We start from the raw sequence: 13,971 nt of genomic DNA on the forward strand, positions 1-13,971 counted from the left end.
TTTCCGTGAAAAACGGAACGCTCTATGCCAGCGCGGCACGCAGATCATGGGACATATCCCGCACTTCCCTCAGGTCCAGCTCGGACTCCACATGCTCCAGATGATGTTCCATCAGTGCCGAAGCCTTTTTGAGATCGCCGGCGGCGATCGCATCGACGATCTCGGCGTGCTCGTCCGGTCCGCAGTTGAAACGTGCCGTGTTTCGGTAGACGGCCGTGATCAGCGAGGTGCGCGAGATCAAGTCGCGCATCATGCCGAACAGGAAATCGGAACCGGAAATCTCGGCAAGCAGAAGATGGAAACCGCCGGACAGTTTGATGATGTCGGTGGTTGCGTCGTTGGTGTTGGCGGTTCGCTCTTGGGCGACATGGCCGCGCAGGCGCGACAGATCCGCCTTCGTCACCGAAGCGCCGATGCGGGCGACGACACGGCTCTCCACGGAGCGGCGAATGGTAAAAACATCCCTCGCCTCGTCCACCGTTGGCTGGCACACGAACGCGCCGCGATTGGGGATGATCGTGACGAGGCCCTCGCGCTCGAGCGCCGCCAATGCCTGGCGGATGCGCGCGCGGCTGACGTCGAAAATCGCGGCCATCTGGCCTTCCTTGAGCTGCACGCCGGGGCGCAGCCGACGCTCAGCGATCGAGAGCCACACCTTTTCGACGATCTGCTGTATCGAAATGCCTGCCTGTTCGGTCATGACTCTCTTTCCCGCTGTCAGATCGACATCCGCCAAGGCTGACAAAAAGTCAATATTTGCATTGGTCCATGAGCTTTTTTTGTAGATAATACATTCAAAAATTGTCTACAATATTTTCGTATGCGGGAGACTCGAATGGAATTCGACTTCACACAGATCGAGGCGGACGGGCGCTATCGCCTGCTGACCAATTTTGTCGGCCCGCGGCCCATTGCGCTGGTGACCACGCGTTCGGCATCCGGGCGCAGCAATGCCGCGCCGATGAGTTTCTTCAACGTCTTCTCGCACGAGCCCCCCATCGTCGTTCTTGGCATACAGCCCCGCCTGTCCGGGGAAGACAAGGACACGGTCGCCAACATCCGCCGAACCGGCGAATTCGCGGTCAACATGGTCGATATGGCGTTATCGCAACAGATGCTGGTGTGCGGGCTGGCGTTCGAAACCGATGTCGATGAGCTGGAGATATCCGGGCTTCCCACAGCCCGCTGCAGGCAGATTGATGTCGATCTCGTCGCCAGCTCACCCTGCACCTTCGAATGCCGGGTGGAACGGCTGATCGAATATCCGCGCCGTATGCTGGTTCTGGGCCAGGTCGTCCATATGCATGTGCAGCGCGAGTGTCTCGACAAAGCAGGCCGCTACGTGAATCCGGAGACATATCAGCCGATCGCCCGGCTGCATGCCGACAACTACATCACTTCCGACCGTCAGTTCGTGCTCAAGGCGCCGGCGATCTCGGAGGTCCTCAACACAGCCAAACGTGCGGGCCAGTAAAGTGCATATTCGTCTCATTAATCCCAATTCGACAGCCTCCATGACCGGACAGGCGCTGGACAGTGCGCTGAAGGTCGCCAGCGCAGGGACACGCGTGACCGCGGTCAATCCTGCGGGAACCCCTGTGAGCATCGAAGGCTCCGTGGACGAGGCCCTGTCGGTGCCGGCCATGCTCTCCGAAATCCGCAAAGGCGAGGCGCAAGGCGTCGACGCCTATGTGATTGCCTGCTTCGACGATCCGGGCCTGCATGCAGCCAGAGAAATCGCGAGAGGCCCCGTGATCGGCATCTGCCAGGCTGCCGTGCAGGTTGCCATGACCATCAGCCGACGCTTTTCCGTCGTCACCACCCTGCCCCGCTCGGTTCCGATCATCGAGGACATCGTTCAGGCCTACGGCGCGGGCCATCATTGCCGTGCCGTCCACGCCATCGACCTGCCGGTGCTGGGGCTGGAGGAAGACCCTGAAACCGCTGAACGACTGTTGAGGGAGACGATCGAGCGCGCCAAGGCCGAGGACCGCGCGGAAGCGATCATCCTTGGCTGCGCGGGCATGTCGAGCCTGTGCGAGCGTCTGACGGCAGCAACCGGCGTGCCCGTGATCGATGGCGTCACCGCCGCTCTGAAGATCGCCGAGGCCCTGGTCGGTGCCGGTTATGCGACCTCGAAGGTCAGTGCCTATGACTATCCGCGCCCGAAGGGCCAGTTCGCCGAGCACATGGAAGGCATGGCGATACGGGCCAGCGTCTAAAGCGCTTCCAACGGAATTACCTCACGGCGTTGCATTTTGGAATTACGCAAAAACAAAGCGTTATGACACCTTCCCGATTCTGCTTCTGAAGTTCCCCATAATTGATCGGATCGCCACCCGGCGACCTTTATCGGCAAGCAGGGGCAAGTTAGGCACGAGCGAAGGCCGTGTTTAGGCGCCGGGATCGGGCAACGCGATGGGCTCGCAGAACGTCCGGCTGATCTGTCCCCAGCCCGGATCGTGCATATGCGCCTTGAGGCCTGCGCGATCCGCCATGGCCTGGGCTTCGCGTTCGCCGAAATCGATGGCTTGTTCGACATCTACGGTCAGGACACGCCCCTCTTCCATCAGGACCTTGCCGTCGACGATCACCGTGTCGACATCGCTTCCGACAACCTGATGGATCAGCCGGTGAACCACCATCCAATTGGGAGCGAGGTGCGGCTGTCGCATGTTGATGATGGCAACATCCGCCTTCTTGCCGACCTCCAGCGAGCCGATCTGGTGCTCCTTGCCCAACGCCTTCGCAGCATCGATGGTGATCATCTCGAAGATCTTGCCCGGCGGCAGCAGGTAGCGGTCGTTGTTGTTGAGCAGATGCTGCGTGAATTGTGCCAGGCGCGCGATCTGGAACATGTCGAAATGCCGGCTCGGCGAAACGCCATCCGAAGTGATCGCCACCGGCACGCCTTTCGACATCATGTCCAGGAGCGGCACGGCGCGGCCGGGCGGCGCATGCGTCACATGCGTTCCGGTCGCGGCCAGGATATCGACCTCTTCGTGCGAAATACCCCAGCAGTGCTGCAGATGCACATCCGGACCGAGAAGCGCGTTTTCCTTGTCCTGGAAGGCCATGCGGATCTGGCCTGCGAACGCGTCTGAATGGATGCGGACGCCCCATTTGCGTGCAGTTTCGCGCACGCGCCTCGCCTGCATACGATCGTTGTCGGTCAACTTGACCGCAAGATCCGGCGTCGTCGGGTTCGATGGATCGAGCGACGGTACGATCGTAAAGGGCGTGACGAACACGTCGATGCGCCCGTCGTCGCTGCCATTGAGCGCCTCGATGGTCGCTTCGGTTCCTTCGATCATCTCTTCGAAAGAAACGCGCCGTCCCTCGGGCTTGCCGTTTTCCCAGCGAGTAACCGGATGCGGCCAAGGCAATCCAGCCGGGCCAACGCAGATGACCTCCCTCAAGCCAATCTCGGCATAGGCCCTGGCGTGATTGATCGCGAAGACCGGATCGTCGCTTCGCGGCATCGACGAAATGATGCTGACCCCGGTTGTGACGCCGGCTCGCAAGCGCTCCAGGCCGCCGACCAGCCCGTCTGCGTACCAATAGTCACGGGTCGCGTAGTGGTAGTAGGTCGGCGTGACGATCCGCATCCACAAGGAATAGGTATCGGCGGCTACGGAACGGATCAGCGCGTGGCCGGCATGGCCATGCGCGTCGACAATACCCGGAATGATCAGCTTGCCTCGGCAGTCGACAATCTTCTTGTCCTGGTGCCGCGGCTTGAGTTCCTCGGCGGTTCCGATGTCGACAATCCTGTCGCCCAAGATAGCAACAGCACCATCGTCGATCACACGCCGATCGGCATCAACGGTGACAATGGTTCCGTGAAGCAACAGCAATCCGTTCACGTCTTCTCCTCCGAGGCGCTCCCAGCACCAGGTATTTTGCTATCCATTCACGCAATTTACGTCAACAATATTGTTGACAATCTTGTCGAGCGTGGTGATTGTGAAATTCGAGTGAGGAACCTGGGAGGTGAATATGTCCTGCTTGAAAAGCTTGCTGGTTGGTGCGGTGGCTGTGGTGGCGCTGACAGCATCGGCCAATGCGGAAACGCTGCGCTGGGGTAGCCGCGCCGATATCTATTCGCTGGATCCGGATTCTGTACCTTCGACCGCCAACCTGGCCTTCCTGAACCATATCTATGAAGGGCTGGTCCGCTACGACGCGGACTTCAAGATCGAGCCGGCGCTCGCGACGGAATGGAAACTGATCGACAACAAGAAATGGCGCTTCACCTTGCGCAAGGGCGTGAAGTTCCATGACGGTGCCGACTTCACCGCGGACGACGTCATCGCCTCGCTCAAGCGCGTCAGCGACCCGACGTCACCGCTGCGCGGCAACATCCCGCTTTATGTGAACAGCACCAAGGTCGACGATTACACGGTCGATGTCGAGGTTTCAGCGCCGACGTCCCTGTTCCTCAACGACATGACCAACATCTTCATGTTCAGCGCGAAGTGGTTGAAAGACAACAACACCGAAAAGCCGACCGACGTCGCAACCAAGACGGAAGGGTATGCCACCCACAACACCAACGGCACCGGCCCCTTCAAGCTGGAAAGCCGCACGCCGGACAGCAAGACCGTGATGGTCGTCAACGACAAGTGGTGGGACCAGAAAAAGCACAATATCGACCGCATCGAGTTCCTGCCGATCGCTTCGCCCGCGACCCGCGTGGCGGCACTGCTCTCCGGTGAAGTCGATCTGGTCGACTCCGCTCCAATCCAGGATCTTCCCCGGCTCGAGACCTCGCCGGGTATCACTGTGAAGAAGCGCACCGAACTGCGCACGGTCTTCATCGGCTTCAACCGCAAGGAAAAGCTGGAAGATGGCCGCGAGAACCCCTTCAACGACCTGCGGGTGCGACAAGCTGTTGAAGCCGCCATCGATCGCGACCTGATCAACAAGAAGGTGATGCGTGGCCTCGCCCGCCCGTCTGGCTCTTTGATCGCTCCAGAAATCTCCGGCTACGCCAAGTCGCTCGACACTTACAGCCCTGCCGATCCGGCCCGCGCCAAGAAACTTCTCGCAGAAGCCGGCAAGGAAGGCCTGAAATTCACCTACATGTGCACGAATGACGAGAGCATCAACGAGGAGGATTTCTGCGCCGGCGTCACCAACATGCTGAAGCGCGCCGGCTTCGATCCGACGATCGACATCGCGCCGCGCGCCGTCCAGTCGCCGAAGCGTTCGAACGGCAAGGCCGACGTCTTCAACCTGAGCTGGGCAAACGAGCCGACGCTTGACGCTTATTCCTTGCTCGCCCAGGTCCTGGAGACCAAAACCGGTAAGGTTGGCGTCTCCAACTATGGCGGCTGGTCCTATCCCGAACTCGACAAGCTGGTCGAACAGGCGGTTCAGGAGCCGGACAATGCCAAGCGGCTGCAGCTCGAGGAGGCCGCCCTCAAGATCGCCAAGGACGACACGATCCTGATCCCGCTGCATCAGCAGCCGATCGCCTGGGCAATGCAGGGCAAAGTCAAGAGCATCGACTTCCGGGCCGACAACAAGCCGCGCCACTGGCTGACGCAGATGGGCGAGTGATCCGGTCCGACAAGAGACCGTACCTCTCAACTCCTGGCGCTTCACCACCCGGTGAGGCGCCATTTCTTTTGAGTGCAGTAGGTCGCGTTCGATATCTCTGATGGCTCGACAGCATGCCGAACATTGACCGCAGTCCAATCTGGAGAGAACGCCAGATCAGCCCTGGATCACAGGCAGGGATTTGGGCGCCAGTTCGGCGATGGTGCGGCCGCGCGGATCGAAAAGTCCTGCCCGCGAACAGGCCCAATCCTGCAACGCCTGCATTTCGCGCAGTGCGCCATCATAGTCGATGCCGGTCGGCCGACCCTTGTCCACCGTCAATCGCCCGTCGACATAGACATGCTCCACCGCACGTTCGGCCGCGCAATGGAGCAGGCTGCGCAACGGGTCGTAGACCGGTCGCATCGTCGGCGCATCGAGATCGACCACGACCAGATCCGCCTTGGAGCCGACGCTCAACCTGCCGATATCGGAGCGGCCGAGCGCACGGGCGCCGGCCAGCGTCGCCGCCTCGAAGATATCACCGGTCGAGAGATCGAAAACACTCCTGCCGCCGAGCCGCGAACAGATCAGCGCCTGCCGCATCTCCTCCAGCATGTTGAACGGATAGCTGTCGGTGCCGATAGCGACATTGACGCCGGCGCGGCGGTAGGCCCCCAGCGTCTCCAGTGCCATGCCGCTGCGCGCGAAGGTGACCGGGCAATGCGCCACGCTGACGCGACGCTCTGCCAGGGTGACAAGGTCGTCGTGCGTGCGCTGGCGTGTCCAGGAATGATGGTCGGTGAAGATGCAGTGGCCGATAATGACGTCCGCTCCGAGCACGCCGAGCTGGTCGAGATATTGCACAGCAGTCAGGCCCGTGCGGCGCAGCAGCTCCTCGTGCTCGGCCATGGTCTGCGCGGCATGGACGGTGAGTCGCATACCACGCTTGCGCGCTTCGTCGGCGGCATCGGCCAGCAGATCCGGCCGGCAGGTCTCGACCTGCGACGGCGAAACGACGCCATCCAGCCGGACGCTTGGATGCGCCCTCGCCCGATCCACGAAATCCAGGGCTCGTGCAAACGCGTCGCGGCCGGCCTGGTCATCCCATTCGAAATCGAGGCGGTGGCTGTCATGGACCACCCAGTTCGCCTGGCGGAAGCCCGGAGCAAGATAGCCTCGCACGCCGCTTTGCGCCGCGATGTCGAGCCAGGCGTCATGGATGCCGGCGATGTCGAGCACCGTGGTCGCACCGGAACGCATCAGGTCGCCGAGCATGACGGTCAGGCAGGCGGCGCGGGCATCCGTGCCACCGTCGATCACCGAGGAGTATTCGTACATGGCCTGGCCCCAAAGGGCAGCGGTGCCGACATCCTCGAAAATGCCTTTGGCCATGGGCTCGTCATGCGAATGGCAATGAATATCGATCAGCCCCGGCATGACCATGCGTGCCTTGCCGGAGAGTTCGGTGGTCGCCTGTCCTTCAAAGCGGCCGCCGACGCAAAGCAGCCCGGTTTCGTCGAAGGCGACGTCGCCACCGTGGCGGTAGACCTGCCGGTCATTGTCCGCGTCATAGGCAATGATGGTATCGACGTCGCGGATGACCGTGATCTCAGTCATGACCTACCCTGAAACGTTTTTCGAGAAAGCGGCTGTAAGCGCCCATCAGGGCACTGAAGACGAAATAGACGACGGCGGCGAAGAGATAGCCTTCCAGCACCGCGATGCCCTGCCAGTTGGGATCGCGCAGCGCGGTGCGCACGGTGTTCAGGAAATCCAGCAGTCCGACGATGGTGACCAGCGTCGTGTCCTGAAAGAAGCCGATGAACAGCGAGACCAGCGGCGGAATGACGGTTTTCAGCGCCTGGGGAATGATCACCAGGAACGTGTATTGCCAGTAATGCAGTCCGAGCGCCTGGGCCGCCTCGGTCTGGCCGCGTGGCAGGGCCTGAAGCCCGGCGCGCACGATCTCGGCGATATAGGCTGCGGCAAACAGGATGATCGCGACCTGGGCCCGCAGCAGTTTGTCGATCGTCACGCCTTCCGGCATGAACAGAGGCAGCATCACCGACGCCATGAACAGGATGCTGATCAGCGGCACGCCGCGCACCAGTTCGATGAAGGTAATGGCGAGAATGCGGATGGCCGGCAGATTGGAGAGCCGCGCCAGCGCAAGCAGGATGCCGAGCGGCAGGGCCAGCACGAGCCCGACGAAGGTCAGCATGAAGGAGAGCGGCAGGCCACCCCATTGCGATGTCGGCACGGAGGTCAGGCCGAATACACCACCCGCCATCAGCACGAACAGCAGCGGCAAAAGTACGATCCAGCCGGCGATCAGCGCGCGGCCCCATAGCCGTGGGATGCCCGAGACCGCCATGGCAGCGATGAACAGCAGCGTCGCGGTCAGCGGCCGCCACTGCTCGTCGAACGGATAGATCCCGAAAAGCATGTAGCGCAGCTTATCGGCGAGATAAGGCCAGCAGGCGCCTGAAGCGACCTTGCAGTCTTCCGGCGTACCGGTGAACACCGCATTGACCAGCAACCAGGAGATCGCGGCCTTGGCGGCCAATGCAAAAACGGCCAGGCAGATCAAGGTCACCGCCGAGTTGCCTGCCGTGCCGAAATAGGCTTTCAGGCTACCACTCTGCCGGCGCGGAGAAGCCATATCGCTTGCCATTGCGGATTGTTCGCTCATGGCTGGCGTTCCCTGAGCGCGACATGCCCGTTGTACCAGTTCATCAAGGCGGAAGTGGCGAGCGAGAGGATCAGATAGGTCAGCATGAAAAGCGCAATCGGCTCGATCGCTTGCCCGGTCTGGTTCATGATGGTGTTGGACACCATCACCAGGTCGGGATAACCGATCGCGATCGCCAGCGAACTGTTCTTGAATGTCGTCACATAGACATTGGTCAGCGGCGGCACGATCACCCTGAGCGCCTGCGGCAGGATGACCAGCCGCATCGCCTGCCCGTCCGAGAGACCGAGCGACTTCGCCGCCTCGCGCTGCCCCTTGCGGATCGCAAGGATGCCACTGCGCACGATCTCGGCGACGCTGGCAGAGGCACTGAGCGTCAAGCCGACCAGCAACGCGACAAATTCGGGCTTCAGATGCGCCCCGCCGGTCAGGCGAAACTTGCCGAGTATCGGCCAGTCGACTTCGCCGCTGATATCGAAAAGCAGTGCAGCCACGACGACAGGCAGCACCAGCAGTGCAAGGGCCACCGGCCAGCCCGGCAGTGCTTTGCCCGTGGTGATGCGCCTGTGGCGCACGACCTTGAACCAGATCACGGCGGCGGCAATGCCGATGGCGACTGCGGCAACGGCCACCCAGAAGCCGGAATTCCAGATGATGGCCGGCACGACCAGGCCGCTGTTCGAGACATAGACGCCGGGCAGCAGCGTGATGGCCTGCCTCACCGGCGGCAGCGTGAAGATGATGACCGAGTACCAGAGGAAGAGGTAAAGCAGCAGCGGCACGTTGCGCAGCGCTTCGACGTAGAAAAGCATGAGCCGCGACAGAAGCGGATTGCTGGACAGGCGCGCGATGCCGACAAGCGTGCCTATGACGGTGCTGAACACGATGGCCAGCAGCGCCACCTTGATTGTGTTGAGCAGGCCGACTAGCAGCGCCCGCGCGTAGCTGTCCGAGGGCTCGTAGGCGATCGGCGTCTCGCTGATGACAAAACCGGCTTCCCGGCCGAGATAGCCGAAGCCGGTCGCTATGTCCTGCTTGGCGAGGTTGGCGAGCGCATTGCTGAGCAGATACCAGCCGACGGCGACGACCGCCGCAACGCAGATGACCTGATACGCCAGTTCACGGACGCGCCGGTTTCGCAGCAGAACAATGGGCGACACGCCGTGTCCCTTTTAGAAAGTCGGATTGAGAAGTATGGCGCATGTCGGCGGACATGCGCCATATCAGGCGATCGGCTTAGCGGAAGGGCGGCGGATAAAGCAGGCCGCCATTGTTCCACAGCGTGTTCGGGCCGCGGCTCAAGCCGAGTGCGGTCTTTTCACCGAGATTGCGGTCGAAGACTTCGGCATAATTGCCGACCTGCTTGACGATGTTGTAGCCCCACTTCTTGTCGAGGCCGAGCATCGGGCCGAGATCATCCGCCCCACCCAGCATACGCTGGATTTCCGGATCCGTACTTTTTGCCTGTTCGTCGACATTGGCTTGCGTGACGCCCTTTTCCTCCGCAGCCATCATCATCCAGACCGACCAGGAGACGATATCGCGCCAGTTGGAATCATTCTGGCGCACAGCCGGTGCAAGTGGCTCCTTCGAGATGGTCTCCGGCAGGATCACATAGTCGCCCGGGCTCTTCGAACCGGCACGAATGGAGGCAAGGTCAGAGCGGTCCGACGAGACCGCATCGCAGCGGCCCGAGAAGAAGGCGTTGTTGTTTTCGTCCGGGTTCTCGAACACCACCAGCTCGAACTTCTTGCCGGTCGTGCGGAAGAAGTCGGCGAGGTTCTGGGCCGTCGTGGTGCCGGGCAAGGTGCAGATCGCAGCGCCATCGAGTTCCTTGGCGCTGTTGATGCCGAGGCTCTTTGCCACCATCAGGCCCTGTCCGTCGTAAAACACCGCCGGGCCGAAATCGATACCGAGCGAGGCCTCGCGCGAATAGGTCAACGTCGTCTGGCGCGATAGAATGTCGATCTCACCCGACTGCAGGACCTGGAAGCGCGTGTTGATGTTGGTCATCACGAAGTCGACCTTGTTCGGATCCCCGAACACGGCACTCGCGACCGCGCGACACACATCGACGTCGAAACCCGCAAACTTGCCCTGCGCATCGGCGAGCGCAAAGCCTGTCGTCCCCATCGAAACGCCGCAGATCAGTTTGCCGCGTGCCTTCACCGTCTCCAGCGTCGACGCGGCTTCCGCCGCAACAACGGATGTGCCCAGAAGCAGCGCGGCAGCCGCGATGCGGCGTGCCGTCCGAAATAGTGCCATTTGTCCTCCCAAGCGGTTCTGACGGAATCTCCGCCGACCGTCACTTTTTTCAACACGGCAATCCAATCAAATTGCCGACAATTCTTCAACAAAATAATCGACAATAATTGTAATCAATCGCAGCAACCGTGATCCGAGCTTTTCGGGTTTGCGGCACCCGTTGTTCCCTTTAGCTAAAGCACGCAAACTGCCACAATGGTCCGATGACACGCAGTCGAAGCCCGATCCTGGCAAGGCCAGCCACCCTGATTGTCATCTGGTGCCTTCTGCTGCTGGTTTCGGTCAGCGCATTGGCGGCCTGGCAATACCGGGTGCTCAGCAACGAACTTGCCCAGGAGAGTTTTGTTCTGCACCGGCTGGCCTCGCAGCGGGCCGACCAGCACGATGCCCATATGACGGCGCTTTCGGCCATCGCGGTGGCTTCCGACGGCCGCAGTTTTGATCTGTTCCTTGACGTGGCGTCGACCATTGCCCGCTTCTATCCCCGCATCGACGAGATTCAGCTTGTTCCGCTGGACCCACAGGCGAAAATCGTCGGCACGACGTCACTCGATCCAGCTGCGGCGGGACTCGTACGCAAGGCGGCCCTGGCGTCTGATGGTCACATCGCGCTGCTGCCCCATCCTGGCCGTCCCGATCACTACATCATGGTCAAGCGCAGCCCCAACAGCGACGCCGCGCGATACGGGCTCATGCTGGGCATCGACGCTGGCAAGCTGATCAGCGACGAGACGCCGTTCTGGTCGCGGCCCGGCGTCACCACACGACTGTCCTTGCCCGATGGACAGCGTGTGGTCGGGCCGCCCGCCATGCCGACCGCAATCGGCTTTTCGAGGCCGCTCGGCAGTGCCTCCCAGCCTCTCATTCTCGAAACCGGCGTGGAAATTGGAATCACGGACGTCCTCCCTCCCCTCCAGACGCTTCTGACGCTGTTTGCCGTCAGCCTTGCCTACCTCGCCGCCGTGAGCGCATTACGCCAGCGGGCTCGCGCGCGCGCCGCCGTTCAACAGGCGCGGCTCAGCGCCCTGGAATCACGCCTTGCACATGCTTCCCGCGTCAATGCGCTCGGCGAAATGGCGAGCGGCATGGCACACGAGTTGACGCAACCGCTCACGGCCATCCTGGCGCAGGCACAAGCCGGACGCCGACTGGCCAGCAGAGGCGACGCGACCGCGCTTGCTCCGGTTCTCGACGATACCGTCACCCAGGCTAAACGAGCCTCCGCAATCCTGGAGCGCTTCCGCAACTGGTCGCGACCGCAACACGAGCCGGCATCCGCTTTCGACTTGCGCAGCGCCTTGATCAACGTACAGACGCTGCTTGGACCGGAAGCGGCAAGGCGCGGCATCCAATTGGATGTTCATCTTCCCGAGCGGCCAGTCGTGGTCGTCGCAGACCCGGTCGAAATGGAACAAGTCGCATTCAATCTGGTGCGCAACGCAATGGAGGCTCTGGATGGCAAACTGGACGGTCCTGGACGCGTGACAATGGGATTGATGGATGACGGCTCTCAAGCCATTTTCGAAGTCAGCGACAACGGTTCCGGCGTGTCGGAAAGCATACGACCGCAGCTGTTCACGCCCTTCGCCACAACCCGCGCAGACGGTACCGGATTGGGCCTCTCGCTCAGCCAACGCTTGGTGGAACGTGCTGGCGGCGAAATCGTGCTGGTCGACAATGGTCCCGGCGCGACCTTCCAGGTGATACTGCCGCGTGGACGGGAAAAATCGGAGGCAGCGCAATGAGCAGTCCTGTCTATCTCGTTGATGACGACGAGGCCGTGCGCAGCGCGCTCAGTCTCCTGCTTTCGACTGTCGATATGAAAGTCACCGGCTTCGCCGACCCGCAGGCCTTTCTGGCACAGGTCGCCCGGCTCGAGCCCGGTTGCCTCATCCTCGACATCCGCATGCCGGTCATTTCAGGGCTGAAGCTTCAGGAAAGACTGGCGGAACAGGGTGTGGACTGGCCCACCATCGTCATCTCCGGCCATGGTGACATCGAGGCCTGCCGGCGCGCCTTCCGCAACGGCGCCGTCGATTTCCTGTCAAAGCCCATCGACGAGCAGGATCTCATCGACGCGATCCAGAAAGGCCAGCAGGTTCTGGAACGCACCTTGCGCCAGCGAGCCGAAAAAGCGGAAACGGTCACGTTGCTGGCCGCGTTGACCGCGCGAGAGAGCGAAGTGCTCGACCGTATCGCCTCGGGCTTCACCACCCGACAGATCGCCGAAGGGCTGGGCCTGTCGCCACGCACAGTGGAGAGCCATCGTGCTGCGATCGGCGCCAAGCTCGGCACGACATCGCAGGCCGAGATGACGCGGCTCTGGCTGGAAGGGCGTGAAACTCCGTAGAACTACGGAGCAGGCCGCAAGCCCTACGAATACCGGCTGCACCGATCGAACGGTATCTTTTCCACATCAACTGGACAGGAGACCATGATGATCCGCACTCTCGTAATTGCAGCCACTGTCGTCGCCCCGCTTGCCGCAACCGCGCAGGAACTGCCGACGGCACCTTATCTTCCGCTCGACCTGGCGACCAAGGCCGCTGACGCCGCGCTCAAGGCCTGCGTCGCCGAAGGCCACAACGTCAGCGTCGCCATCGTGGCACGCGACGGCGCAACCAAGGTCCTTCTCAAGGGCGACAATTCCGGCCCACACACCGGCGCAAGCGCAGAGGGCAAGGCCTTCACTTCGGCAGCACTCGGCCGTGACACGGCAGGGCTTGCCGAATTCATCGCCGGCAAGCCGGCCAATGAGGGCATGCGCGATATGGACAGCCGCATGGTGATCCAGGCTGGTGGCCTGCCGGTCAAGCTCGGCAAGGCACTGGTCGGCGGCATCGGTGTGGGTGGCGCTCCTTCGGGCGATATCGACGCCAACTGCGCGGCTGCCGGATTGAAGGCCATCGGCACCGCCGAATAAGCTTTCCCTACCTTGTAAACATCGTGTGGCCGCCATTGGCGGCCATACCCCATTCCAAGACTTCAGATGGGCAAACTTCTCAGGACGCGCCCCACCAATTTCTCCAGGGATAGCCCACCAGCGCCGGCGATCGCGAGTGTGAACATGCCGCCTGCAATCGCGAGATCCTTTTCGAAATGCAGCAATTCGTTGTGGTTGGCGAAATTCGTGTGAAACAGCGCTGCCGTGGCGACGCAGAACAGGCCGAGTGCGACGGCACCGAGCCGCGTCAGAAGGCCCAACGCCACCGACAGGCCCGCTGCGATCTGCAGCGCGATGGTCGCGACGACAAGTGGGGCACCGATCCCGAGCTGCGCCATCGCGTTCACCGTACCTGCGAAATTCAAGGCCAGGGCGAAACCTTCATGCACGAAGATCAAGGCGAGCAGCACACGGCCGGTCAGCAGCACGAAATCCGACAGATAAACCTTCCAGGTAATTGGTACCATCGACGTCGCTAGCTCCGTCCAGAACAAGAAGGGCGGGCACCTTCGTGTCCGCCCGC

At 61.7% G+C, this 13,971-nt stretch carries 13 protein-coding genes; 6 read left to right on the forward strand and 7 right to left on the reverse strand.

Going from position 1 to position 13,971, the window contains the following annotated elements; translation table 11 throughout:
- Window positions 1-22: 22 nt before the first annotated feature.
- Window positions 23-700 (reverse strand): GntR family transcriptional regulator, encoded by a 678-nt coding sequence (locus tag AO692_RS02190; protein ID WP_054308372.1) that lies wholly within the window; start codon window positions 698-700, stop codon window positions 23-25.
- A 135-nt stretch (window positions 701-835) separates the two neighbouring features.
- Here AO692_RS02190 and AO692_RS02195 point away from each other — a divergent pair, with 135 nt between their 5' ends.
- Window positions 836-1,474 (forward strand): flavin reductase family protein, encoded by a 639-nt coding sequence (locus AO692_RS02195; protein WP_054308373.1) that lies wholly within the window; start codon window positions 836-838, stop codon window positions 1,472-1,474.
- 1 nt (window position 1,475) lies between these two features.
- Window positions 1,476-2,222: an aspartate/glutamate racemase family protein gene (locus tag AO692_RS02200; RefSeq protein WP_054308374.1), complete on the forward strand. Its 747-nt coding sequence runs from the start codon at window positions 1,476-1,478 to the stop codon at window positions 2,220-2,222.
- A 171-nt stretch (window positions 2,223-2,393) separates the two neighbouring features.
- Here AO692_RS02200 and AO692_RS02205 read toward each other — a convergent pair whose 3' ends face one another.
- Window positions 2,394-3,866, reverse strand: coding sequence for an amidohydrolase family protein (locus AO692_RS02205; protein WP_054308375.1), 1,473 nt, complete (start codon window positions 3,864-3,866; stop codon window positions 2,394-2,396).
- Between the two features lie 133 nt (window positions 3,867-3,999).
- Between AO692_RS02205 and AO692_RS02210 the strand changes: the two genes are divergently transcribed.
- Entirely contained in the window at window positions 4,000-5,565 is a 1,566-nt protein-coding gene (locus AO692_RS02210; RefSeq protein ID WP_054308376.1) for an ABC transporter substrate-binding protein, read from the forward strand.
- Window positions 5,566-5,721: 156 nt separating this feature from the next.
- Here AO692_RS02210 and AO692_RS02215 read toward each other — a convergent pair whose 3' ends face one another.
- The 4 genes from AO692_RS02215 to AO692_RS02230 all read right to left on the reverse strand — a co-directional run bounded on the left by AO692_RS02215 (window position 5,722) and on the right by AO692_RS02230 (window position 10,504).
- Entirely contained in the window at window positions 5,722-7,164 is a 1,443-nt protein-coding gene (locus AO692_RS02215; RefSeq protein WP_054308377.1) for an amidohydrolase family protein, read from the reverse strand.
- Window positions 7,157-8,239, reverse strand: coding sequence for an amino acid ABC transporter permease (locus AO692_RS02220; RefSeq protein ID WP_054308378.1), 1,083 nt, complete (start codon window positions 8,237-8,239; stop codon window positions 7,157-7,159). Before AO692_RS02220 ends, AO692_RS02215 begins: the two co-directional genes overlap by 8 nt.
- On the reverse strand, window positions 8,236-9,399 hold the full coding sequence (locus tag AO692_RS02225; RefSeq protein ID WP_054308379.1) for an ABC transporter permease subunit: 1,164 nt from the start codon (window positions 9,397-9,399) through the stop codon (window positions 8,236-8,238). Before AO692_RS02225 ends, AO692_RS02220 begins: the two co-directional genes overlap by 4 nt.
- A 76-nt stretch (window positions 9,400-9,475) precedes the next feature.
- Window positions 9,476-10,504, reverse strand: a complete 1,029-nt coding sequence (locus AO692_RS02230; protein ID WP_054308380.1) for an amino acid ABC transporter substrate-binding protein — start codon at window positions 10,502-10,504, stop codon at window positions 9,476-9,478.
- A 203-nt stretch (window positions 10,505-10,707) separates the two neighbouring features.
- On the opposite strand from AO692_RS02230, the gene AO692_RS02235 reads away from it, so the two are divergent.
- The 3 genes from AO692_RS02235 to AO692_RS02245 all read left to right on the forward strand — a co-directional run bounded on the left by AO692_RS02235 (window position 10,708) and on the right by AO692_RS02245 (window position 13,427).
- The gene (locus AO692_RS02235; protein WP_054308381.1) at window positions 10,708-12,249 is read left to right on the forward strand and encodes an ATP-binding protein; all 1,542 of its coding nucleotides are present in this window, start codon (window positions 10,708-10,710) and stop codon (window positions 12,247-12,249) included.
- Entirely contained in the window at window positions 12,246-12,854 is a 609-nt protein-coding gene (locus tag AO692_RS02240; protein ID WP_054308382.1) for a response regulator, read from the forward strand. Before AO692_RS02235 ends, AO692_RS02240 begins: the two co-directional genes overlap by 4 nt.
- 87 nt (window positions 12,855-12,941) lie before the next feature.
- The gene (locus AO692_RS02245; protein WP_054308383.1) at window positions 12,942-13,427 is read left to right on the forward strand and encodes a heme-binding protein; all 486 of its coding nucleotides are present in this window, start codon (window positions 12,942-12,944) and stop codon (window positions 13,425-13,427) included.
- 62 nt (window positions 13,428-13,489) lie between these two features.
- Here AO692_RS02245 and AO692_RS02250 read toward each other — a convergent pair whose 3' ends face one another.
- Window positions 13,490-13,915, reverse strand: coding sequence for a DoxX family protein (locus tag AO692_RS02250; protein ID WP_054308384.1), 426 nt, complete (start codon window positions 13,913-13,915; stop codon window positions 13,490-13,492).
- Window positions 13,916-13,971 lie beyond the last annotated feature (56 nt).

Origin of the sequence: Mesorhizobium sp. 1M-11 (assembly GCF_001303895.1) — a bacterium.
GTDB lineage: Bacteria > Pseudomonadota > Alphaproteobacteria > Rhizobiales > Rhizobiaceae > Mesorhizobium.

Bases quoted from the DNA above. Each gene is read 5' to 3' on its own strand.
- AO692_RS02230 (WP_054308380.1), bottom strand. From the start codon at position 10,504: ATGGCACTATTTCGGACGGCACGCCGCATCGCGGCTGCCGCGCTGCTT.
- AO692_RS02235 (WP_054308381.1), top strand. From the start codon at position 10,708: ATGACACGCAGTCGAAGCCCGATCCTGGCAAGGCCAGCCACCCTGATT.
- AO692_RS02195 (WP_054308373.1), top strand. From the start codon at position 836: ATGGAATTCGACTTCACACAGATCGAGGCGGACGGGCGCTATCGCCTG.
- AO692_RS02245 (WP_054308383.1), top strand. From the start codon at position 12,942: ATGATCCGCACTCTCGTAATTGCAGCCACTGTCGTCGCCCCGCTTGCC.
- AO692_RS02190 (WP_054308372.1), bottom strand. From the start codon at position 700: ATGACCGAACAGGCAGGCATTTCGATACAGCAGATCGTCGAAAAGGTG.
- AO692_RS02215 (WP_054308377.1), bottom strand. From the start codon at position 7,164: ATGACTGAGATCACGGTCATCCGCGACGTCGATACCATCATTGCCTAT.
- AO692_RS02240 (WP_054308382.1), top strand. From the start codon at position 12,246: ATGAGCAGTCCTGTCTATCTCGTTGATGACGACGAGGCCGTGCGCAGC.
- AO692_RS02210 (WP_054308376.1), top strand. From the start codon at position 4,000: ATGTCCTGCTTGAAAAGCTTGCTGGTTGGTGCGGTGGCTGTGGTGGCG.
- AO692_RS02220 (WP_054308378.1), bottom strand. From the start codon at position 8,239: ATGAGCGAACAATCCGCAATGGCAAGCGATATGGCTTCTCCGCGCCGG.
- AO692_RS02250 (WP_054308384.1), bottom strand. From the start codon at position 13,915: ATGGTACCAATTACCTGGAAGGTTTATCTGTCGGATTTCGTGCTGCTG.